The organism is Pseudoalteromonas sp. APC 3358 (genome assembly GCF_030408075.1).
GTDB lineage: Bacteria > Pseudomonadota > Gammaproteobacteria > Enterobacterales > Alteromonadaceae > Pseudoalteromonas > Pseudoalteromonas arctica.
The window spans coordinates 400,172-424,471 of the sequence record NZ_JASDCE010000003.1 but is presented as its reverse complement, the minus strand read 5'-3'; the positions used below and the strand labels follow the sequence as shown (position 1 = coordinate 424,471).

General features: G+C 38.2%; 18 protein-coding genes. 7 read left to right on the top strand and 11 right to left on the bottom strand.

The annotated features are described in order from the left end of the window. Window positions 1-5: 5 nt before the first annotated feature. Window positions 6-2,591 carry a DNA mismatch repair protein MutS gene (gene mutS, locus QL995_RS07005; protein ID WP_290293824.1) on the bottom strand — a complete coding sequence of 862 codons (2,586 nt, stop codon included), beginning with the start codon at window positions 2,589-2,591 and terminating at the stop codon, window positions 6-8. Between the two features lie 21 nt (window positions 2,592-2,612). Between mutS and QL995_RS07000 the strand changes: the two genes are divergently transcribed. Both QL995_RS07000 and recA read left to right on the top strand, forming a co-directional pair. Beyond that, complete coding sequence (locus QL995_RS07000; RefSeq protein ID WP_101217726.1) at window positions 2,613-3,101, top strand: CinA family protein; 489 nt, start codon at window positions 2,613-2,615, stop codon at window positions 3,099-3,101. Window positions 3,102-3,169: 68 nt separating this feature from the next. Next, the gene (gene recA, locus QL995_RS06995) at window positions 3,170-4,213 is read left to right on the top strand and encodes a recombinase RecA (protein ID WP_007584792.1); all 1,044 of its coding nucleotides are present in this window, start codon (window positions 3,170-3,172) and stop codon (window positions 4,211-4,213) included. A gap of 287 nt (window positions 4,214-4,500) precedes the next feature. Here recA and QL995_RS06990 read toward each other — a convergent pair whose 3' ends face one another. Continuing rightward, window positions 4,501-6,609 carry a TonB-dependent siderophore receptor gene (locus QL995_RS06990; RefSeq protein ID WP_165726514.1) on the bottom strand — a complete coding sequence of 703 codons (2,109 nt, stop codon included), beginning with the start codon at window positions 6,607-6,609 and terminating at the stop codon, window positions 4,501-4,503. A 268-nt stretch (window positions 6,610-6,877) separates the two neighbouring features. Then, the gene (locus QL995_RS06985; RefSeq protein WP_010554447.1) at window positions 6,878-8,044 is read right to left on the bottom strand and encodes a DcaP family trimeric outer membrane transporter; all 1,167 of its coding nucleotides are present in this window, start codon (window positions 8,042-8,044) and stop codon (window positions 6,878-6,880) included. A gap of 440 nt (window positions 8,045-8,484) precedes the next feature. Between QL995_RS06985 and acs the strand changes: the two genes are divergently transcribed. Both acs and QL995_RS06975 read left to right on the top strand, forming a co-directional pair. Next, entirely contained in the window at window positions 8,485-10,425 is a 1,941-nt protein-coding gene (gene acs, locus QL995_RS06980) for an acetate--CoA ligase (RefSeq protein ID WP_197237025.1), read from the top strand. A 104-nt stretch (window positions 10,426-10,529) separates the two neighbouring features. Continuing rightward, entirely contained in the window at window positions 10,530-11,180 is a 651-nt protein-coding gene (locus QL995_RS06975) for a response regulator transcription factor (RefSeq protein WP_007584799.1), read from the top strand. A 181-nt stretch (window positions 11,181-11,361) separates the two neighbouring features. On the opposite strand, the gene purU is transcribed toward QL995_RS06975, so the two are convergent. Next, window positions 11,362-12,192 carry a formyltetrahydrofolate deformylase gene (purU, locus tag QL995_RS06970; protein ID WP_007584800.1) on the bottom strand — a complete coding sequence of 277 codons (831 nt, stop codon included), beginning with the start codon at window positions 12,190-12,192 and terminating at the stop codon, window positions 11,362-11,364. A gap of 213 nt (window positions 12,193-12,405) precedes the next feature. After that, window positions 12,406-14,292 (bottom strand): hypothetical protein, encoded by a 1,887-nt coding sequence (locus QL995_RS06965; protein WP_024593962.1) that lies wholly within the window; start codon window positions 14,290-14,292, stop codon window positions 12,406-12,408. Window positions 14,293-14,604: 312 nt separating this feature from the next. Here QL995_RS06965 and QL995_RS06960 point away from each other — a divergent pair, with 312 nt between their 5' ends. The 3 genes from QL995_RS06960 (at window position 14,605) to QL995_RS06950 (ending at window position 18,130) form a co-directional block, all read left to right on the top strand. Next, complete coding sequence (locus QL995_RS06960; protein ID WP_290293823.1) at window positions 14,605-15,582, top strand: DNA topoisomerase IB; 978 nt, start codon at window positions 14,605-14,607, stop codon at window positions 15,580-15,582. 209 nt (window positions 15,583-15,791) lie between these two features. Next, complete coding sequence (locus tag QL995_RS06955; RefSeq protein WP_290293822.1) at window positions 15,792-17,117, top strand: L,D-transpeptidase family protein; 1,326 nt, start codon at window positions 15,792-15,794, stop codon at window positions 17,115-17,117. 11 nt (window positions 17,118-17,128) lie between these two features. Beyond that, the gene (locus tag QL995_RS06950) at window positions 17,129-18,130 is read left to right on the top strand and encodes a D-Ala-D-Ala carboxypeptidase family metallohydrolase (protein ID WP_290293821.1); all 1,002 of its coding nucleotides are present in this window, start codon (window positions 17,129-17,131) and stop codon (window positions 18,128-18,130) included. A 110-nt stretch (window positions 18,131-18,240) separates the two neighbouring features. Here the strand turns inward: QL995_RS06950 and QL995_RS06945 are convergent, their stop codons facing one another. The 6 genes from QL995_RS06945 to QL995_RS06920 all read right to left on the bottom strand — a co-directional run bounded on the left by QL995_RS06945 (window position 18,241) and on the right by QL995_RS06920 (window position 24,299). Further along, complete coding sequence (locus QL995_RS06945; RefSeq protein ID WP_290293820.1) at window positions 18,241-18,558, bottom strand: hypothetical protein; 318 nt, start codon at window positions 18,556-18,558, stop codon at window positions 18,241-18,243. An 88-nt stretch (window positions 18,559-18,646) separates the two neighbouring features. Next, the gene (gene pelG, locus QL995_RS06940; protein WP_024591494.1) at window positions 18,647-20,011 is read right to left on the bottom strand and encodes an exopolysaccharide Pel transporter PelG; all 1,365 of its coding nucleotides are present in this window, start codon (window positions 20,009-20,011) and stop codon (window positions 18,647-18,649) included. Then, window positions 19,999-21,516, bottom strand: coding sequence for a GT4 family glycosyltransferase PelF (gene pelF / locus QL995_RS06935; protein WP_290293819.1), 1,518 nt, complete (start codon window positions 21,514-21,516; stop codon window positions 19,999-20,001). The genes pelG and pelF overlap by 13 nt, the downstream gene beginning before the upstream one ends. Further along, a complete protein-coding gene (locus QL995_RS06930) occupies window positions 21,509-22,492 on the bottom strand; it encodes a HEAT repeat domain-containing protein (protein ID WP_007584805.1) in 984 nt (327 codons plus the stop codon). The genes pelF and QL995_RS06930 overlap by 8 nt, the downstream gene beginning before the upstream one ends. Then, entirely contained in the window at window positions 22,489-23,787 is a 1,299-nt protein-coding gene (locus QL995_RS06925; RefSeq protein WP_007584806.1) for a PelD GGDEF domain-containing protein, read from the bottom strand. Before QL995_RS06925 ends, QL995_RS06930 begins: the two co-directional genes overlap by 4 nt. Next, on the bottom strand, window positions 23,784-24,299 hold the full coding sequence (locus tag QL995_RS06920; protein ID WP_007584808.1) for a hypothetical protein: 516 nt from the start codon (window positions 24,297-24,299) through the stop codon (window positions 23,784-23,786). Before QL995_RS06920 ends, QL995_RS06925 begins: the two co-directional genes overlap by 4 nt. Between the last annotated feature and the right edge of the window lies 1 nt (window position 24,300).

Below are 24,300 nucleotides of genomic sequence, written 5' to 3'. Positions count from 1 at the left end.
ATAAATTACAACAATGCTTTTAGTTTATATAATAAATCGTGCGCTTGGCGTGGCGATAAATTATCAGGGTCAATAGCTCCCAACTGCTCTTCCACTTCTGAAGGTGTATTTTGTGCAGCTTCATTATTAAAAGTAAATGCTTGTTGCTCTGTATTTGGTGCAGTAACGCTTTGATGATTTTCGAGTAACTTAAGTTTTTGCTTTGCTTGTGCAATAACAGCTTTTGGCACACCCGCAAGAGCAGCTACCTGTAAGCCAAAGCTCTTACTTGCTGCGCCATCAAGTACTGTATGCATAAAGGCGATTGTATCGTTATGTTCTATTGCATCGAGGTGCACGTTTACAAGGCCTGTTGTTTGTTCAGCAAGTTCTGTTAACTCAAAGTAGTGCGTTGCAAACAATGTTTTAGCTGATATTTTTGACGCTAAATGATCGGCTGTTGCATACGCAAGCGAAAGCCCATCGTAGGTACTTGTACCACGACCAATTTCATCCATTAATACCAAAGACTGCGCCGTGGCATTATTTAAAATAGTCGCTGTTTCGGTCATTTCTACCATGAAGGTTGAGCGACCTGATGCTAAATCATCGCTTGCACCAATACGTGTAAATATGCGATCGATATTGCCAATTTTAGCGCTGTCTGCAGGTACATAACTGCCAATGTGAGCCATTAGTACAATAAGTGCTGTTTGGCGCATATAGGTTGATTTACCGCCCATGTTTGGACCCGTAATAATCAACATTTTACGTTGGCTGTTTAATTCAACAGGGTTAGCAATAAACGGTTCTTTCATTACCTGTTCAACAACAGGGTGACGACCTTGTTTAATGCTTATATTGTCGTTATCGCATAGTTCTGGTTTTGCATAATTGAGTGCAAATGCACGTTCGGCCAAGTTATTTAATACGTCTAAATCGGCCAGTGCTGCTGCCATCATTTGCAGCTGTTCAATATGTGGAGCGATAAATCTGAACAGCTCTTCGTATAGTTGCTTTTCAAGCGCTAAGGCTTTTGATTGGCTACCAAGTACTTTATCTTCGTGCTCTTTAAGCTCTGGAATAATGTAACGTTCGTTATTTTTGAGTGTTTGACGACGAATGTAGTCGGCTGGCACTAAGTGAGCATTGGCGCGGCTTACTTCAATAAAAAAGCCATGTACGCGGTTATAACCAATTTTAAGCGTACTAATACCCGTGCGTTCGCGTTCACGCAACTCTAGTTGATCAAGTACGTCGGTTGCACCTTTACTTAAGTTACGCCACTCATCTAGTTCGCTGTTGTAACCAGGGGCGATAACGCCACCATCACGAATAAGTACCGGTGGGTTTTCTATCACTGCACGTTCTAATAACTCTTGTAAATCAGGGATCTCAGGCGAGTGCTTGATAATACCAGTAATACGAGGATCGTTAGCATCACCTAACAAAGTATGCAGTGGCGCAAGTGCTTGTAATGCGCTGCGAAGGCGAGTTAAATCGCGCGGGCGAGCTGTGCATAAAGCTAGGCGTGCAATAACACGCTCTACATCACCAATCTCTTTTAATGATTCGTGTAATTCGCCGCACAGTTGTACATCTAAAATAGCGCTAATTGCATTTAAGCGAGAATTTAGCTCGTCTTTATTACGTACAGGTGTATGAATACGGCGCTTAAGTAAACGAGAGCCCATAGGTGTTGCTGTTTTATCAAGTACCTGGGCAAGTGTATTTTCAAACCCACCTGATAAATTAACGGTAAGTTCTAAGTTTTTACGAGTAGCGGCATCTAAAATAACAGCGTGTTCGTTGTGCTCAAGTGTAATTGCACGAATATGTGGCAGTGCAATACGTTGTGTATCTTTTACGTATTGCATTAAACAACCGGCAGCAACAAGCGCGCTGTGGGCTTTATCAACACCAAAACCAACTAAATCTTTAGTACCAAACTGATCGCATAATAAGTGCTGAGCCGTATCTAAGTCGAACTCCCACTCTGGGCGGCGGCGGGCACCTTTTATATGCTCAATTAAATGAAAGTTTTCAAAGCTTTCGCTATACAGAAGTTCTGCCGGAGCTAAACGCTGAATAGTTGAGCTAAAGGCTTCGTCGGTGTTAACCTCTACAACGTTAAAGCGACCAGAGTTAATATCAAGGTACGCGATACCGTACAGACCTTTTTTACTTTGCCAAACGCTAGTAAGAAGATTGTCTTGTCGTTCTTGTAAAAGCGCTTCATCAGAAATTGTACCAGGTGTAACTATACGAACAACTTTACGATCGACAGGGCCTTTACTAGTTGCAGGGTCACCCACTTGTTCACAAATAGCGACTGATTCACCCATTTGGACTAGGCGTGCTAGGTAGTTTTCTACTGCATGATAAGGTACGCCCGCCATAGGGATAGGATCGCCACCGGCTTTACCGCGATGAGTTTGCGAAATATCGAGTAATTGAGCGGCGCGTTTAGCGTCATCAAAAAAGAGTTCGTAAAAATCGCCCATACGATAAAACAATAAAATATCGCGATGCTCTGATTTTATTTTTAGATACTGCTGCATCATAGGGGTTTGTTGTTTTATAGTGTGTGGTGCATAAAGATCAAACGACATGTATTTACCCAAAGGCTGAATATGGAATTACATCAAGAGATTAAAACACTTGCTGCGCAATTAGGCGCTATTTTAACGGATAAATGCTTATGGATCACTAGTGCTGAGTCATGTACTGGTGGCGGAGTGAGTTATGCCCTTACAGATACGCCCGGAAGCTCGGCTTATATTGACCGCGCATTTGTGACTTACAGCAACCAAGCAAAGCAAGATTTGCTAAATGTAAGTGCAAGCACATTAGCAAAGTACGGTGCTGTGAGCGAACAAACAGTGCGTGAAATGGCATTAGGTGCTATTAAAGCAACAAATGCAAATATATCTATAGCTGTATCGGGTATTGCAGGACCTGGCGGGGCAACTGATGGCAAACCTGTGGGACTTGTGTGGTTTGGCATACAAATTAATGACAAAGTACTGACCTTTAAACAAGTATTCTCTGGCGATAGGGCTCAAGTTAGACTGCAAGCTATTGTATTTGCATTGAAAAGTGTAATAGATGAGATAAAATAAAAAAATTAGCTTGATACTGTAATTTCATACAGTATACTTGATTCCATTAGCTGGATTTGGAGAATAAAATGAACGATAACAAACAAAAAGCGTTGGACGCTGCACTATCACAAATTGAACGTCAATTTGGTAAAGGCTCAATTATGAAATTGGGTGATAACAAAGCGTTAAACATTGAATCTGTATCTACAGGCTCACTAGGTATTGATATTGCTTTAGGCATAGGTGGTTTACCTATGGGACGTATTGTTGAAGTATACGGACCTGAGTCATCTGGTAAAACAACGCTTACTTTACAAGTTATCGCAGAAGCGCAAAAAGAAGGCAAAACATGTGCCTTTATTGATGCTGAGCATGCTCTAGATCCAGTTTATGCACAAAAGCTTGGTGTTAACATTGATGAGCTTTTTGTATCGCAACCAGATACCGGTGAGCAAGCATTAGAAATTTGTGACATGTTAGTGCGCTCAAGCGCAGTAGACGTTGTTATTATTGACTCGGTTGCTGCACTTACACCAAAAGCTGAAATTGAAGGCGACATGGGCGACTCGCACATGGGCTTACAAGCACGTTTAATGTCACAAGCATTACGTAAGCTTACTGGTAACATTAAACGCTCTAACACGTTATGTATTTTCATTAACCAAATCCGTATGAAAATTGGTGTTATGTTTGGTAACCCAGAAACAACAACAGGTGGTAATGCACTTAAGTTTTACGCATCTGTTCGTATTGATATTCGTCGTATTGGTTCTGTTAAAGAAGGCGATGAAGTTGTTGGTAACGAAACACGCGTTAAAATTGTTAAAAACAAAGTTGCGCCGCCGTTTAAACAAGCTGAATTTATCATCATGTATGGTGAAGGTATTTCTAAGCAAGGCGAGCTAATTGACCTAGGAGTTAAGCATAAAATTGTTGAAAAAGCAGGTGCTTGGTATAGCTACTGTGGCAACAAAGTTGGCCAAGGTAAATCTAACTCAATTAAGTTTTTGAAAGAAAACCCAGAAATTGCAGATGAGATTGAAGGCAAGTTACGCGAAATGCTTTTACTAAAAGCAACTATTGAACCAGAAGATGGTGAAGATAAGTTAGGCGATGACGCTGACCTTTAACAGCCTAAAATGAGTTTTTAAGCTTGATTTGACCCGAGCATTAAAAAGCGCTAATCAGTAATGATTAGCGCTTTTTTGTTGTTAAAAACTTAAAGTAGATAAAATAAAAACGACACATTAAAAATGTGTCGTTTTTTAATTTAATCTATAAAAAACATGCGGTTACATCGATCATGAGTAGGCGCTGCACTAGTGATTACTATACTAAATGAAGAGCAGAACGATCATACGCTATACATTTTAATCAGGAGAAGAGTTAAAGAATGCGACCTAATTAAAATAGAATTTTAAAAGCGATAAGTTAAGCTAACTTTTCCGCTAATAGGAGAGCCATAAAAACCAACATTGGCTAAGCTAGTAATATGTTTTTCATCTGTGATGTTATCAATGTTAGCTTGAATTGATAAGTCTTCGCTAGCATCCCATCGAGCAAATACGTTCATAAGTAAATAAGAATCCTGCTTAACATTACTGGCTATATTTTCTGTTTTTGATTGCCATTTACCGGCTAAACCAAATTTAAATTCAGGTAGTTGAGGCAGCGTATAATCTAATGAAAAATTAACAACATTTTCAGGTTCCCATTCATGAGAACTATCGCCTGCGTCATCATTTATATCTAAGTATGTATATGCAAATACAGCATTTAGATCATCAGTTATATTTCCGGTTAATTCTAATTCAAAGCCTTGGGTATCTTGATCAGCTCCTTTATAGTAATTAAATCCAGCTGCGTTTAGCCCTGCATAAGTTGCAATATTGTCTTGTTTTGCACTAAATACGGCAAAGGTTGCAAGTAGTTGATCATCGAACCATTGAGTTTTCACTCCAACTTCGTAATTAACACCTTTACTTGGATCTAAAAAGTTACCATCGTAATCGTACTGCTCTTGTGGCTGATAAATATCGGAATAGCTTACATATACATTAACATCATCATTAATTGCATACGTTGTTGCAAGGTAAGGGCTTACCTCACTTTCATCATTATCTATATCAACGCCTTGGCTAAAGCCTGTGCGCTCATAATCGATAGCGTTAAAGCCCGCAATAACAAATAAGTCACTTGTTAGGTTTAATTTAGTAGAACCAAAAAAACGCTTTAAAGTAACATCAATATCAGCATACTTAGTTCGTTCACCCCAAATAGGTTCAGCAATCGCATCTAATGCGTATGGAAAAGCAGGCGCTAAACCATAAGCTTCAGTTGTTGCTGCATCGTAAGAGTTAGTAAAAGAGTAAGATGTACTTTGTGAAATACTACCACCAAGCATTAACTCATGCTCTTGACCAAACAAGCTGTACTCACCTTTAGCTGTTATATCAAATAAATCAGCTGAGAATTCTGTATCATATCGTCCAGGAATACTGACTAAACCTAAATTAGTTTCACTATCAAACATTCCATAAGCGTCATAAAGGTAAAGTAATTTACTTTGATCTTCTGAGTCTTGGTAATTATAAGTTGTTTTAATTTCCCAGTTATTATCGAATACATAAGTATATTCAATAAAAGCTGTGGTATTAAGAGTATCCCATTTAGTCCACTCTTGGGTTGTACTTGTACTTACATCCCACTGCGCTTGTGTGCCATCGGCATATGAAAGTGGTAATCCTCCCCACATGGTTCCATCTGTATTCGCATCTTGATGTGAAGCACCAAATGAAAGTGTTGAATTACCAGTAAGTTGTCCATCAACTACAGCAGAGAAGTAAGTACGATCGTTTTCTAAACCATCAAGGTATGAATCAGAGCTTTCTGCAGCCCCAACAACACGTGCAGCCCAGCTACCAGAATCTGTTAATAAAAATGAATAATCAGCTTGTAAGCGCTTTAAACCATAAGTACCTACAGAAATACCTACTTCACCTTCATTCTCATTTGTTGGGCGTTTTCGAACATAATTAATAGTACCAGCTGCATTACCAACGCCTGTTAATTGCCCATTAGCACCACGAATAACTTCTATTTTTTCATAACCGTAGCTTTCCATAGCACCAGTAACAAGGCCCCAGTTATTAGGTAGACCAACACCATCAACTTGAGTGCTTTTAATATCAAAACCACGAGACGTGTATCGTGTGCGGTTAGTTTCACCTTGTTCTACAGTAATACCCGTAGCCATTTTCAATGCGTCATTAATACTATTTGCTGCAAAGTTTTGAAGTTGCTCTGCGCCAATTACACTAATAGATTGTGGTGTTTCGTTAAGCTCCATAGTTAAACCGGTAGCACCTTGGCTAACTCGATCTTGGCGTACACCTACTATTAATATTTCTTCCATTTGTTCATTGTTATTTTCAACTGTATTCTTAGTTGGTGTTTCTTGCGCTTGAGCTGAAAAACCCATAGCTAAAACTAATGAAGAAAGTGCAAAAGTGCGATTGAGTTTCATGTTTTCCCTTAATTAATATTTAATATTATTTGAGTTTATTTAAATAATTGGGACATTCTACTATTTAGAATTAACAAACTCAAACAAAAACTATTATCATTTGTAAACGCGTTTGCGCTGTTTTAGGGGAAATTACTTAGTCTGTAAATAATATTATGATTAGGATAAGCGATATGACTTATAAAAATATGGTTGTTTTTTTAACTTAAATTGAATTATAAAAAAAGCGGCCTAGGCCGCTTATTTAAAGTAGTTAGCTTTTTAGTTATTAAAAAGAGTATTTAACAGAGAATTGTAAACGATCTAAATCGCCATCTACGCCACTTTCAGTTTCACGCTCAGCATGTTTTAGCTCAGCTCCAAATGTTAGGCGTTTAACAGGGGAATATAAAATGTTAGCGCTATAGCTTTGGCTTGATTCAGTCGGATCACCAGAAATAGCTAATAAATCAGTGTTGTTATCAGCAGAGAAGAAAGAGTATAAGAACGTTGAACGCCATTGGCTTGTCCACTTGTGCTGGTAAGCAACAAAACCAGAAGTCGAATCAATGGCATCTAGTTCATCGCCATTAAGTACTGCGCCGTGAGCAACGTTTAAGCCTACGTAACGGCCTAAGCCTTTACCTTGAGTAAGCATAAATTTAAGGTTGTCTTCACCAAGGTTTATTTTACCCGACGCACTAATACCAAAAGATGTTTCATCTGCATCAACACTGCCTACTTTATAAGTTAGTTGGCGAGCAAGCGCTGCAACAACAATGTTACCCCAATCAGCTTTGTGTGTGTAACGAGCTGTAAAGTCAGGCAAGGATGCATCATCAGTTACTACCATACCGCTAGTAGTAGAAATTGTACTTTCTGGGTTTTCTAATGAGAAAGACCATGCGCCAGTGGTATATTTAATTTGCGATTGGCGAACAAATATAGTGCCTTCAGCTGGGCCTACAAAATCAAGCGTTTCAGCAAGGGCACCCACGTTTTGAAAGTTAGACCATGTTTGACCAAATAACCAACCGTCGTATGTCACAAACGCATGGCGAATACGTGGAGCATAAGAGTTTGATACACGTTCATTGCCGCCAGCAGCTGAGGCTAAAAAATCAATCTCAATTTTAGTGTTAACGGTCTTACCGTTATCCATAACAGTGGCTGTGCCAAAGTTAAAGCGTGACTCGCGAGCATGCATATCAAACACAGCATCTGAGCTGTTATCGTCGCCAACTGTTAGCGTACTTGGTACGTAAAAGTCACGACCTACGTTTGAGCCTGCAGGCGCACCCGCTGAATAATCACTCCACATAGAGTCGAGTTTAATGTATCCACCGTAAGTAAATTCGGTATCACCAATTTTTGCAGCAGTTGCCGCGTATGCAGTACTTGATAGTGCACATAGTACAGCGCTTGCTGCCAATGTTTTTAATGGGGTAAATTTCATTGTGGTGTCCTTTATAGGCTACTTGTTATTTATTACTTTTTTTTCATAGATATTTGTATTACTTGCTACGAGTATTACTTACGAATAAAAAGGGTTGTTAATTTGGCTTTCAATTCACTTTCTATTTTCATTCGTTAAATAAAGCATTTTAGTAAGTACAACAAAATATCTTTATTAGAGTACGAGGACACTGTTGAATATGTGCAATATTTACTCAATTACCTATTGGTCTATAAGACTAAGGTTTGAGAGCAGATTAGTTTGTATTTACTTACATTTAACGCGTTGTATTATTTATGTAAAAAAATTGAAAGCAGAAGGATTATAAACTACAAATGAGGAAATTGAAGGGGTGTACAACTAAGGTCTAATACTTAATGTAGCACTGCTGAGTAATCCTTGATAAAAGCTTAAGGCAAGTAATTTAAATGGAGACTAAGATGTCACAAAGTATCTATCCAGTTCCTGCGCATATTAAAGATGCGACTCTTGTAGATAAAAATAAATATAATACGCTTTACAAGCAATCTATTGATGACCCAGAAAGTTTTTGGCGTGAGCATGGCAAACGTCTTGATTGGTCTACCCCTTATACAAAAGTTAAAAACACATCATTCGACAAAGGCCATATAAATATTAAATGGTATGAGGATGGCTACCTTAATGCTTCGTACAATTGTATCGATCGTCACTTAAAAACCAAAGCAGACAAAACTGCGCTTATTTGGGAAGGTGACAGCCCATCTCAAAGTGAGAATATTACTTATCAACAATTGCATGATGAAGTGGCTAAGTTTGCCAATGGTTTAAAAAAGCTAGGTGTTCAAAAAGGTGATCGTGTAGCGATTTATATGCCTATGACGCCTCAAGCTGTTTATGCAATGCAAGCTTGTGCACGTATTGGTGCTATTCATTCGGTTGTATTTGGTGGCTTTTCACCTTCTGCGATTGCAGATCGTATTCGAGATTCGGGTGCCAAAATAGTTATTACTTCGGATGAAGGGCGCAGAGCAGGTAATTGTGTTCCATTAAAAGCAAATGTAGATGAAGCGGTAGCGCAAGAAACTGTAACCTCAATTGAGCATGTTATTGTGCACCAATTAACCGGCGGTGAAGTTGATTGGAATGAGCACGATATATGGTGGCATGACCTAGTTGCTGATTTACCAGCAAAGTGTGAACCAGAGCCAATGAACGCTGAAGATCCATTGTTTATTCTATATACGTCAGGTTCAACAGGTCAGCCGAAGGGGGTTGTGCATACGACTGGCGGCTACTTAGTTTACTCATCAATGACACATGAATACGTATTTGATTTAAAAGAAGACGATGTGTATTGGTGTAGTGCCGATGTAGGTTGGATCACAGGCCACAGTTACATTGCATACGGGCCATTAGTAAACGGTTGTACACAAGTATTATTTGAAGGTGTACCAACTTATCCAACTGCAGGACGTATGGGCGAAATTGTTGATAAACACGGTGTAACTATTTTATATACTGCGCCTACAGCAATTCGTGCGCTAATGGCGAAAGGTGATGAGCCAACTGCTTCGTCAAATCGCGATAGTTTACGTATTTTAGGCTCGGTGGGTGAGCCAATTAATCCAGAAGCATGGACGTGGTATTACGAGAGTATTGGTAAATCTAATTGTCCGATTGTTGATACGTGGTGGCAAACAGAAACCGGTGGCATAATGATTACGCCTTTACCGGGTGCAACTGATACAAAGCCTGGCTCTGCAACCCATCCATTTTTTGGTATTGCGCCAGCATTATTTGATGCTGAAGGTAATACACTCGAAGGTGCCGTAGATGGTAATTTAGTTATTTTAGATAGTTGGCCATCGCAAGCGCGAACTGTTTACAACGACCATGAACGTTTTGAACAAACTTATTTTAGCGCCTACCCAGGTGTTTACTTTACTGGTGATGGTTGTCGTCGTGATGAAGACGGTTATTACTGGATCACAGGACGTGTGGACGATGTACTTAACGTATCAGGCCATCGCTTAGGTACTGCGGAGATTGAAAGTGCTCTTGTATCACATCCAGCAGTAGCAGAAGCCGCTGTTGTAGGTTACCCGCATGACATTAAAGGCCAAGGTATTTATGTTTATATTACGCCAAACGAAGGTGTAACAGTAAGCGATGAATTAACTAAAGAGGTACGTAACTGGGTTCGTAAAGAGCTTAGCCCAATAGCATCACCAGATATGATTCAATGGTCTCCAGGTTTACCTAAAACGCGCTCAGGCAAGATTATGCGTCGTATTTTACGTAAAATCGCTGCAAATGAGCACCAACAACTCGGTGATACGTCAACGCTTGCAGATCCATCTGTGGTCGATGAACTAATCGAGAACAGATTAAATCGTTAAATGTGCGTTAAAAACTTGATTACAAGTTGATTCTAAACGTAGTATATCGGCTGTCAGTAAGGGTTTTATACCTAACTGGCAGCCGAATTTATTAGGAGTGAACCATGAGTCAGTTTTTAATAGCGGACGACCATCCGTTATTTCGTGAAGCACTAAAGGGCGCATTGAGCGCAAAATTTGAAGGTTTAGAGGTTTTTGAATCATCCGATTTTGACAGCACACTGCAAGTGTTAAGCGAGCAAGAGGATCTTGATATATTACTGCTAGACCTTCACATGCCAGGTAATGGTGATTTATATGGTCTTATTCGTATTAGAGAAGAATACCCAAGCTTACCTATTGCCGTTGTTTCGGGTAGTGAAGACGCTAATATAGTTTCTAAAGTAATGGGTTACGGCGCTATGGGTTTTATTCCTAAATCGTCATCGTCTGATGATATTGCCAGTGCAATTAACCAAATACTTGAAGGCGATACATGGCTACCAAAAGAGTTAAAAAACAAAGTAGCTGAAATTGAAGGTGAAGACCGAGAAATAGCAGCGCAAGTTGCCTCATTAACACCTCAACAATACCGAGTGCTGCAATATCTGCACGAAGGTTTACTTAATAAGCAAATTGCTTATGAACTGCACATATCAGAAGCAACAGTAAAAGCACACATTACAGCCATATTTAGAAAACTCGGCGTGTACAATCGTACCCAAGCCGTTTTAATTGCCGCTAAATTAAAACTCGAGCCAATAGAGCAGGCATAATTTACATTTAAAAAGTCACTTGCTTATTTATGAGCAAAAAAATGCCAGCAACAATGCTGGCATATTTTTATGTGTAGAATAATCAATCAGAATTCAGGTTAATAACAAAATGCATACCTTGTTATCAACACTGTTTTATTACCTCAAAATAAACTACTTAATTAAGCGAATTGGTACAATGCTAAGAAAACACTACAGTTTTATTACCATTAATAAATAGCTTATGCTCTGATGCAAGTTGGAGTGCTTTACAAAACACTGTTTTCTCTACATCTTTACCCATTTTAGCCATCATTTCGGCGGTATTAGCATGTGTAACGCTTGTTACATCCTGCAAAATAATAGGGCCTTCATCAAGCTCATTGTTCACAAAGTGAGCGGTAGCACCAATGATTTTTACGCCGCGCTCAAATGCTTGATGATAAGGTTTAGCACCAATAAATGCGGGTAAAAATGAATGATGAATATTAATTATTTTGCCTTCGAAGCGACCCACAAATTCAGGGCTTAAAATACGCATGTATTTGGCAAGACCAATAATATCAGGGTTGTAGCTGGCAATTAAATCGCCTACTTTTTGATCGTGCTCGCTACGAGTTAGTCCTTCGTGCGATACAACATGAAAGGGCACATCAAACCCTTTTGCTAAAGGCTCTAAATCAGCGTAGTTAGCAATAACGGCTAATACTTCAATATTAAGAGTTTGTTCAAATTGCTTTAGCAACATACCACCTAAACAATGGGCTTCTTTAGTTGCAAGTAAAACAACTTTAGTTTTTGCACCGCAATGTAGGGCAAGTTTAGCGCCTTGTGGCAACAGTGCGCGTAGTTGATCTAAAAAGTCGCTTTGTGGCTCGCCTGTAAGCTCTGTGCGCATAAAAAATCGCTGTGCGTCTTTATCTACAAACTCGTTGTTACGCGTAATATTTAAATTGTTTTTATGACAAAGCCCTGTGATTTTAGCTATTAAGCCTACGTCGTCAGCACATTGGGTGGTTAGTATATAGCTCATTGTCCTCATTCTTACCCTGTGATTAATACTTCATTATTTGTGTTTTGGCACATAAAGCAAGGGCTTTGTGGACTAATCCAATATTAATCATGTTGTTGAGTATAAAAGAGGTAGTAAAGTTAAAAGGTATTGAATAGAGGTTAATAAAGGATAAAAAAATGCCACCTAATTTACAAGGTGGCATTAATACTAATAATCCAGAGTTTAAGTTAATTAACCCTTTGGCTCGGGAGATAAGTTTTCTTCTTGTCTTAAATACCCTGCAGCTTCTTCGTCATCTTTAGCTATCGCTTGCTGAGTAGGTATAGCACGCGTTTGCTGGTTTAATTGATGTATTTGTGACGCATTACCTAAATCACGCTCACTGGTGATTGAGGCGATAGATTCACGGTCTTTCAAGAACGCGATAACGTCTTTTTTGATTGCTTGTAATTGTCCTTCGTCTTTATGCATTTCCATAATATGGCGAGGATGTTCAAGATTTTTCATACCTGTTGCTGCAAACGTAGTAGAAATAACACGAGAAACAATAATCCAAGGCGTTATGCTACTGCGTACTAAAGTATTTTCTGAGCGAGTACTATCGTGAATACCAGTACCTGTTGATATTTTAGACTCAGTAAATGTGCCTTCGCATTTAAAGTACACTAGTAGTGATTCAAATTGCATTTCAGCAAAAAATAGATGAGCTGTATTTGTAAGCAATTGCGCAAATGCTTTAATAAGTATACCTATTAGCAATAAGTGAAAGCTTGTCATTAATAGCTCACTAAATTGAATAACATGTTGGTTATTAAATGCTTGTTTAAAGCTACTAATATTTGCAGCGTCAACGTAATGATAAATATTAATAAACGAATACGCTAAAAACACAGTAAACGCTAAGGCTATAATATAAAGCAAGTTACCACTTACTAAAGCAAGTAACCGTGCTAGCGTAAAGTTTTTACCTAAGTCTATCGAGTGCAGTTTAGGTTGAATCTCTTGGATCATTTCACCTTTAAAACCGCCTTTACCTTCAATTTGTTCTTGAAGCTTAGGATCTAATTCGCGATAAACTCTGTTAGGTACTTCTTTATAACGACGGTTAGCCATTACTAGATTGTCTAGGTTTATAAAAATTTCGTCTGGATGAACAGACTCTTGCCAGTTTTCACGTAGTTCTGATACTTCAGCAGAAGGGGTAACTGCATTTAAACGCGCTTTAATCATAATAAAAGCAATTGCGCAGCTCAGAGTGGCTAATACAATAATCGCAATTAAGTACATGCCAGCATGGAGACTAGGTAGTTGCTCAATCCAGCCATCTATTTCTTGTTTGCTAATGTGTTGTTCTTTCATCAGCCATGACATAGAAAGGCCAATAGCGATTGGTAGAATAAAAGATAAAGAAATAATTTTAGCGAGTGCACCGGTACCAAGTGCTTCAATATTTTTTTCAGCGTTTCTAGAAATAGGTTTACCCGTAGAGCGCCACGAAAAAAGCACGTAGAACATTAATATGGCACTATAAACAGGAAATGCTAATTCGCCTGCTTCACCGGTAAAACCCGATAAAGATACAAATGCCACAAGGCCATAAGCAATAAGTGCAACAAGGGTACTTACCCATGAGCCAAATAAGCGCTGAGCAACATTACGAATAGGATAAGGTAGGAATAATAACTTAGGGATTAAGCTGTGAAGTAAACGTGATAAAAAACCATTAGGCTCTTTAAACGTACTGTTTTTACGACCAACCAGCATTTCTTCGAGTGATTGCGCGGTGTAGGCTACTTCTTTTTGTTCTTCTTGGGCGGTTGATGCTTGTGATTTGCTGTAGTTATAAGCAAGTGAAGTAGGGTGGTTTCTGCCTACAAAATACTTAAGAGTTGCATAAATACCACTTGAAAGTGAGCGAATGCCGAATGCTAAAATAAGCATGCCAAACACCATTAAAATCCATCCAGCGGTTGTATCTTCTTTTACTGAGCCCGCAGCAATAACAAGTAAACTAATACCCGCTATAGACTCAATGAGTCCTCTTACAGCTGTTACTTTACCTTCAAGTTTGAAGGGGTTTTTTAGTCCAAGATCAATCGATCCATAATCAAAAGCCATTGAATTCTCCATTTAAACAGCACCCCACTTGCGGGGGACAAAGTGTAATTAATCTGAACTTAGGATAATAAATCTATCTAAAGTAGTTACTTTTAGCGCTGAGTGCATCAAGTTTAATCGTAATAGACTCGCTGCTGGCACGTAAGTTCTACCTACTTTTACAAAAACCTAAATAGAATTATTAATATATATTAAGTATTTATAATTGTTGTTGGTTTTTTATTATATATCAATAGTCTTGTTCAGTTTAAGGTTATTTTAAAGTGATACATTTTAAAGCTCGATGCATGCTTAAATATAACTGGAGGGTTAATGAAGCTAATTTATGTAGACGATAATTTACCAGGGATCACGCGTAAACTTAAACATAAAAGTTGGCTTTACTTTGATCCAATCGGTAAGCAAATAAAAGAGCAAAATGTGATTGATCGTTTGAATGGATTGGCATTTCCGCCTGCCTATAAAAACGCCTGGTTTTGCCCAGAAGAAAACGGACATATTTTAGCGACAGGGTTTGATAGTAAGGGGCGAAAGCAATACCGCTACCATCCTGAATTTAGGGCGCAACAAGAGGCTAAAAAATACCAAGCATGTGGAGTGTTCGGTAATAAACTCCCTTTGTTAAGAGCGCGTTTAGAAACAGACTTACAAGGCGATGAGCTTAATATTGAACGCACTTTAGCGGCAGTTGTAAGACTTATGGATTTAGGTGCGTTGAGGGTAGGTAACGAGCGTAACGTAAAGCAAAATAAAAGTTTTGGCGCTACAACACTACGCACACGCCATGCAAAACTCACGGGTAAAAATATCCAGCTAAAGTACCGTGCTAAATCAGGCAAGGAGCGTGAAGTAAACATAACCGATAGGGTGCTTAGCCATGTAATAAAAGATTTACAAGATTTACCCGGCCAGCATTTATTCCAGTATATAAATGAAGGTGAGCGCACAAATGTTACATCAGGTGAAATAAATCAATACATTCAGCAAATAATGGGTGAGGAGTTTAGTGCAAAACACTTTAGAACTTGGCGAGCAAGCGTTATTGCATTCAAACAATTAGCTAAAGCTAAAGGGGCGCTTACTTTAAAAAGCATGCTTGATAGCGTATCTGAGCAACTTGGTAATACTCCAGCTATAGCACGCAAATCTTATGTGCATCCCGATTTAATTACGCTGTGTAAAGAAGATGAAGATACTCAAACTGCGTGGAGGGAGTCGCTTTCATTACCACGAAAAACGAAGTACTTGAGTCGTTATGAGCGTGGCTTTTTAGCTTTTTTAAACGATTAATTGCCATAGCAACTTTACACACTTGGGCATATTAATTACATATTAACTAATCTAATTAATTAATGTTTAGAATAAGGTTTTTAAAAAGTCATTAAATTTCAAAGGTTTAATCTAAAGCTTTAATTTGGCATTACCGTTGCACCTCCAGTGTACTACTTAGTGGTAAGTACATAAGCATTTATCAACGATATTTAGCGAGGAGGTACACAGTGAAGGGGTCATTTTCAAATCAAGCGCTTACTAAAGCAAAGGGTTTTACATTAAAAACTGCATTGTTTATTGGCATGAGCGGCTTATGCTCAGCACCCACTTTTGCTGCCAATGAGCTTGAGAGTGTGATACTCGCTAACTCTTCACTAACTACTTACAACTCACAAAAGTACATGCAAGCTGATGACAGCTATTACTTTGACCAATATTCAGCCCAGTTAATTGAGCGCACTGAAAAAGCGATTAATTGGTATCAAGAAATAGTTAATAACGGTGGTTTTACACACTTATATAACGACGAATTGCTTGAACTGGGCAGTAATAATAAGCAGGTTAGCTTACTTGCACAGCGTTTATATCAAGAGCATGATTTAAAAAGTAATGTATGCGACGAAGCTATATGCACGTTTGATAAAGATATAGAGCAAGCTGTTAAGCAATTTCAAAGCCGCCATGGTTTAAAAGTTGATGGTCGAGTGGGCAAGCGTACTTTTGCATCGCTTAATGTGCCTGCACAGAAAAAACTTGATAAATTAAAACTTAACTTTTATAGAATAACTAACTTTGCTGGCGCAAGTGATGAGCAATATGTGTATGTAAATATTCCAGAATACAGCTTACGATTTGTAAAAACTGGCGATGTAAAATTAAAAAATAACGTAATTGTAGGTAAACCAAGTTGGGAAACACCTGCATTTAGTGACGAAATAGAAAAGTTTGTAGTTAACCCTGAGTGGCGTATACCCACCTCAATTGCTACTAAAGAAATTGCTCCAAAGGTAGCCGAGGATCCTGACTATCTTGTAAAAAATAATATTGAAATTAGAAAAAACAGTTACCTAGACTCGCAAACTGTTAATCCTAACAATATTGGTTGGGATTCTATTAAGCCGTACCAATTTGATCACTTTTTAGTAAAACGTGCTGGTGAAGAAAATCCTCTAGGAGAGGTTAAGTATTTATTCCCCAACGCTGAAGCAATTTATGTTCACGATACACCAGCTAAGCAGCGTTTTAGCCAATCAAATCGCGCTTTATCGCATGGCTGTATAAGGATAGAAGAACCCTTTTCGTTAGCGCGTGAGATCATTAAGCACGAAGGTGAGACACAAACACTTAGTCATATCGATAGCGCTCGTGACCAAAATAGTACTCAAACGTTTCATTTAGATGAGCCTCTTCCTATTCATTTAGTCTATTGGACTGCATGGGTTGATGAAAACAAACTGGTTAACTTTAGAGATGATATTTATCAACGTGATAAAAAAGCACTTTTAAACAATAATAAACAATCGGTAATTGCTGCTTTGTTAAAAAATAAATAATGAGAGGGTTTATGCAATTTATTCATTATATTTCTATCGCTATATTCACACTTATATTTAGCAGCAGTGTATTTGCAGAAGCGCCTGTAAAAGCTGCGCACCAAGTGGTTGATATAAAAAATAAAGCTAACTTTGAAGATGCAGAATTTAGTTTAAAAATTAACGATATAGTTATGCCGTACTCAGTGTTTTCGGTATTTGTAATGCCTCAAGAGGAGGTTGAGTTTGAAGTGCTTTTTGCCCAGTCAAAAAATGCCTACACGCTAATTAATACCCAAGGGAAATCTAAACTTACAGACACCAACCGTTGGCAATGGCAAGCACCCAAAGAGCCTGGTTTAACAACGGTAATTATTGAGTCGCCCGATAAAAAACAGCGTATGAAAATCAACGTTTTTGTAAAAGTATCCGCAGACAACGTTGAAGGAGGAAAGCTCAAGTATTACCACATTGGCCACTACCCTAAACCTTCACAGATTAAAGACACTGCTCATTACATAGTGCCCGATGGATTTGTTGAGGTGACGCCTGAAAATGAAAACGTAAAAATTTCACCTCACTTTTCACTCAAAGAGTTTGTTAGTAAGCAGCGAAGTAAGTACCCAAAGTATTTATTTTTACAAAATAAGTTGTTACTTAAACTAGAAAAAATACGCAAAGAACTGATTTTAGAAGGTATACCGGTTAGTAATATGGTGGTTATGAGCGGTTATAGAACTCCGTACTACAACAAATCAATTGGCAATGTAAAACTTAGCCGACATGTATTTGGTGATGCTGCCGATATTTTTATAGATAACGATGGCAACTACCGTATGGATGATATAAATAATGACGGTAAGCATTCAATTGGTGACGCTAAAGCGATGGCCGATATAGTGGAGTCGTTAGCTAGACGTGAATCATTTAAAGGTTTACTAGGTGGTTTAGGTATTTATGGGCCTAAGTCGCACAGAGGCGCATTTATACATGTTGATACGCGTGGTTTTAAAGCGCGTTGGGTGAGTAAATAGTTATATTAATAAATATATTAGCGCAATTACCACCTCGCATATTTAAAAAGTGCTGGTAAAACTCATATTACCAACACTTTTTGAGACAAGCTTATCAAAAGCTAATAGCATTAAGATAACAACGCCCATGTCATTAAGATGCTAAATGCGTACGATTCGCTAAAGTTAATTTGGCGAACATTAAAAATATCTGAAAATAAACGATTCCAAATTTCGTTAAATAACTTTGATAAAACTAACGCACCAGCGATCCATGTTGCTAACAGTAATGTCGTTTTTACAATCAAAGAGTCAATATACATATCTATAAGGGCATTTGATTCGTGTGTACTTCCTACTTCATAATTAGTTAATGCAAAGACAAAGCTTATAGCCCATAAGGCTATTGTGGCTAAAATATTAAAACGTGTTGTAATTCCTTTTTCCATTTAAATACTTCCTTTTCAATATTATGTTTAAGCTATAAGTGCTTGTGCTGATTTAGTCTATGCTCGCTCTTATTAAGTCTATAATATATTACTGCAGCATAAACGTTTCGTATTCTAAATCTTCAAATTGTTTAGAAAGCCAAAATAAGCCAACAACAGAGGTAATAATAGTTGAGAGAGCAAAGCCGTAACCATAAAACTGCGGCCCAAAAGCGATTGATAGTAAAGTTAAAACAACGTTTATTACCAAAAATAACCCCGCTAAAAATAGCACTGTTGAGCGTTTATCTAAATAAAACAAAATATTTAAAATAGATAAAAATATAACTTGTACGCCTACACCAACTACATCAATAAATAAAAGCGTTTTATAGTTTGGATCAATGCCAATAAAGGTAAGTATCTGCTCACCCCATAATAATAAGCAGGCAACGGTAATACCCTGAATTTTAAATATATCGTATAAACCGGCACGCGCAGTTTGGATCATACTGTCTTTTAATATGTAGATCTCTTCAAGAGATGAGCCACCACGAATAGCGGTGTAAAAACGGTCGTACTCTTCTACAAAGTCGGTTTCCATTTTTACTAAAAATACCGCCATACCGGGAATAATAGACAAATAAGCCAAAAATATAGGTAAGTCATAAATTGGGCTGGCTCTTAATGTGCCAATAATTTGAATTGATGTGCTTGGAGAATACCAAAAAATGATTTTATCAGCCCATACACCAATGTTATAAAACAGACCACAAAAGAATAGGCTGTAATACACTTTTTTATTGCTTAAAAAGTCAAAGCTTATAAGTTTTTCACCTGGGTAGCGGCGAATAATCATAAATAAAAAGCTAAAAAAGAGCAGTGCTTCGCCAGCAAAAAACGCAAAAAATAAGCCGTCTAACTGCCAGTCTCTTAATAAATATGCAAGCAATACCATAAAGGCGTAACCACTTAGCATGGTAATTAAAATTAACCGGTATTCTTTCATACCTGATAGAAAAATAGCGCCAAGCCACTGATTACATAAGCTTACAAAGGCACCTAAAATTATAATCTTAGTAACAACGGGTATAGGGAGCATAGGCCATACAGCTAAGCCCACCAATAACGCAGCTATTGTTGTTACAAGTTGTGCACCAAGTAAATTAGGGAGTACTTTTGCCTCTTCTTTTTGAAAAAACAAATCGGCAATAAACCGAGTTAGTAATAACTGCAAGCCACCCGTTAAAATAAGTGAGGCAGCCATCATGTAGGTAACAAGCGTTAAAAATTGAATAATAAGTACTTTAGGTAATACAATTCCTAAACTTAAAATACCAATTAGCATTAACGCTACAATAGAGAGCAGCCAGGGGCCTGAGCCTATTAAACCTGCGTAGCCGTATGCTTCAAAAACTGAGAGCAGGGTATTTTTTTTGAGAATTTTTCGTATCTCAAAACCTATTCCGGCCATGCCATTGTATCCTTATAAAGTTTATCGTAACGGGCAAACATGTGGCTCTCGTCATAAAATTTTTGTACGCGGTCTAAACCACTTTTTTGATACTCAAGCCAAGCTTGCTCATTTGTTAGCATATTTGATATTTGTTGTGCTGTTTCGCTAGGAGAAGCAATTGAGACAACTTCACCTGCTTTACCTAATGCTTTATCTTCATCGGTTCCGCCTTCGATTATTTCGCGGCACGAGCCAACATCACTAGCCAGTACAGGCACACCGGCCGCCATTGCTTCTAAAAGTACTAAAGGCTGCGCTTCGGAAATCGAGGTTAAAGCAACAATTCCGAGCTTAGGCAAAATTTTGGTAATATCTTGCATACCTAAAAACTTAACACTGTTTTGTAAATCAAGGCTGCCTACAAGTAGTTCACACTCTTTGTAATATTGCGGATCTTCTTCATAAGGGCCGATGATCCAGCCTTCGACCTCTGGTAATATCGATTGCGCTTCTTTAATCGCACGTATAAAGGTTTTAATATCTTTTATAGGCACTACACGTCCAATTAACCCAACAACCGGTGGTATCTGTTTTGGACGCTGATCAAGCGCTTCAATAAAGCGTACTGTTTTAATGCCATTAGGTACAACAAATGCTTTTTCAGGCGCTGCACCATCTTTTATTTGGCGCTGTCTGTTACCGTCGTATAGCGAAATGATCTTATCAGCTTCTTGATATGTTGTTCGGCCTATTTGCTCAAAAAAGCTGATCCACATTCGGCGAATAAAGCCCATCTCGGTATTTAAGTTTTTACCTAGGCTTTGTTCAGACTCTTTGATCCAACTGGCTTGAATAAGATCTATTTTTCTCTCTTTGGTGTAAATACCATGTTCGGTCAACAAAAAGGGAGTATCGCTTATAACACTGGCACCAGATCCTAAAATACCAGCATACCCGGTAGATATTGAGTGAATAAGTTTAACTTTTGGAAGTCCACGTGCAATTTCGGCTATTTTAAATAGCGGTTTATATAAATTGCGATATGACCAAAAAAAGTCAATAAAAGAGGATTCATCACAAAAAGTTGAATAGTAATTAGTGAGCACTTGCCACGATGATTCACTATATAAAAAGTCGGCTTCGTAAATACCGTCTTTTTTAGCCAAAGTTTCAAATGCAAATTTTAACAATTCAGTCGGGATAGGCTCGTTACAATCTCTAAAATAATTTTGTAGTTGTTGCCAGAAATCAAAGAGCTCTTTTTTATATTTAACCCCATGCTTGGCTTTTATTTCAGAAGTATCATTTTCCACTAAATAATGAACATGCAGCTTGATAACGTTTTCAGGTAAAGTATATTGAATCTCGCCATAATGCTCTGGTGCTCCACCTATAAAAACAAGCTCAAAGTTATAATGAGGTAACCCTTCAATTATTTGATGAACCCAACTAGATACACCACCACGTACGTAAGGGTAGGTACCTTCCAAAAGCAGTAAAATGTCTGCATTTTTATTACTCATGCCAATACTCCTGCAAATGACGTAATTCACTGCCTTTAGGTTGTTCTGGGAGTTCTTTTAAATAGCGTTTACAGTCGTCAAACTTGTTCATACAAAAGGCAACTTCGGCTTTATAAGGGAGAACATGACGCCTTGCCATACCAAACTCAGTTGCTTTAAGTAAGTACTCATGAGCTATTTCGTATTTGTCTAAGGCTAAAGATATACGGCCTAAAAATATAAAGGTTGCAGGTGTTTTTACGTGCTCAATACTTTGCTCTGCAAGTGCTTCTGCTTTTTCTAAAACGTATTTACGCAGTGCACCTTGGGCTAAACCTAAATAGCTTAGTTCCCAATACAGTTCGGCTAGCTGTTTTTGTAAATGGCTCAATTTAGGCTGCTTAGTCGTAACGGCTATTTCTTGCTGATACAAACTGATTTTTTCGTTGAGTTTGGTTTCTTTACCATCAAGGGTTGAGTAGGCGAGTAGTCGAATATCATCTTCTAAATCTTTAAGTGCTAGCTTTAAAATAGGAATAGCTTGTGAGTCACTCATGTGACGAGCTGCCATTACAGCACTTAAACGTTTATTTGGTTCACTTGCGTGCTTCAAAATTGCTTTAAGTCCGCCAATAGAATAGGTCGGGTTTGCTGATATTGCTCTGGCTTCAAAAGGAAGCTCAGGTATTTTATGCTCTTCTATTTCTATCTCGTCGTTTTTGAGAGGTTTACAAAGAGCAAACGTAAGCGCTACTACAACACCTATAATTCCAAGTACTGGTAATGTAAACAATAATAAAAACATGAGTAACAAAGAGCTATAAGGAGTCGTTTTGTATTTTTTAGGTATAAAAACATAACTAACAATAGCAAAAAGGATGCTAGCAATAGCATGCAATAATATAGCTAAAAACCAATTAGGTGTTTCCAGTACTTCTATTAGTGCAAAGTACTGGCAAATACACCCTAAAATAGCCGCTACAATAATTATAATCATGAAAGTGAAACCAATCTCTTTATATCATCTGAGCTTATTGGTAGTGCAAGTTGTTGCTCAATAACAATATCAAGCTCAGCTAAAGTGTTACCCGTACGCTCTTTACACCAGGTGTTCATTCGGGCAATAAAGCCTGCTTTTTCAAGTTCATCAGCTAATGGCATTAATAGCAGTAATACCTGATTTTGATTATCATACAAATAAATGTCTAAACCACGGCGTGCTTCACTTAAATAACTCATAAGTTGAGTCGATTTATCAGTAATATTATTGGCTTTTATTTTTAGCAGCTGCGATGGAATGTTGTATCGTTTTGCTTCTTTATTCGCGCGTTTAACTTGGCGAATAAAGTATGGAGACTCTTCATACGTCATTACTGGGTTTGTTATTTCATGGCGCAGTAGGTCGCCAATATGCCCAGCCATAACAGCAAGTAGTGTAAGAGTGGTATTTTTAAGCGCAAAAAATTGTACTCTTTCAACTAAAATAGCGCCATAAATTGTATTATTTACGTCGATAAGTGGGATTGCCATATGGTATTTACTTATACCTAACGCAGTTTTTGCGTCTTTTACTGATACTAATTCTTTTTCTTCAATCATCGCTAATATAAGAGGATCATTTTCAGCTATTTGACCCATTTGGCCAATAGAGGCAAGTGGTGGCTCTAAAACAGTGTCGTTTTCAACTTTATATAAACCCGCTCTTTCTAATAAACCATATTCAACGAATAGGTCGATTATTTTTTGCGCTGCGCTATCAAGCCTTCTTTCTTTTAATAGCCCGATAGAGGTTCTTACTGCTTGTAGCGATTCACGCAAACTTAACGTATGGCCAGCAAGCATTTGCTCTATTCTATCGTGAGATGAATTAATTAAGTGATACTGACGAGTAAATGTTTCAAGGCGATCGGTTACGTACTCAAGCTGAATACTTTGTTGTTGATTAGTACGTTCCCACACATCCCTAAATTCGCCAGTGATCATAATTACAATAATGTAGCCAATCATGGCGTTAATATTGAAGTCGCTTTGTGGTGATAAAATATTTGCTTGAAGTAAAAAAAGTTGACCAACAAGCAAACATAAAATACTAATAAAGCCTTTTGAAAAGCCATAACGTAGAGAAACTAAAAGTGGGCCAAGTACAGGCCACGAAAACCCTCCCTCAGTCCAAAATGGGTCCTCTGCGTTAAATAATACAGGCAGCCCTAAAGCAAGCGCGGTAAATATAAATACCTCAGCCCATATTTGTAGCTCAGGAACGTCTCTTGGTCTAAGGAAATGTGTTTTCACTCACTAACCTCTATATAAGAAATTAAATCGGCAATCACATCTTGTGCTGTTGCTGCAATGCTATCGCGGCCCCAACCACTTTTAGCAATAGTACCCGTCCAAATCGGCGTTGTTTGTCCATTTTCAGTGAGTGATAATGTAAGTGCAACAACGGGTTCGCCGTCAAGCCCAGCTTTATAGCGCCACTCTTCAATGCTGCCTGTTAGTACATAGTCAGCTTGTTGAGTGCTTAACCACTGCATAGCATTGTCTAAACGGTATTGATCGTCCAGTGGTGGAAGCTCTTTGGTGTTTACGCGAGGTGCGCGTATAAGAGTTGGTAATTTATTTTGTTGCCAAATACTGGCTAAAATATCTTCAGCACGCTCACCTGCAAGCGGTGTTTGAGCATGATTAACAAGTGGCATTAATGCCACAATTTTTGAAGGGCTAAGCTCTACATCATCAGCAACTCTGCTGGTGGTACATGCTGATAATAGTAATACCAAACACGGTATAATTAAACGAAACATA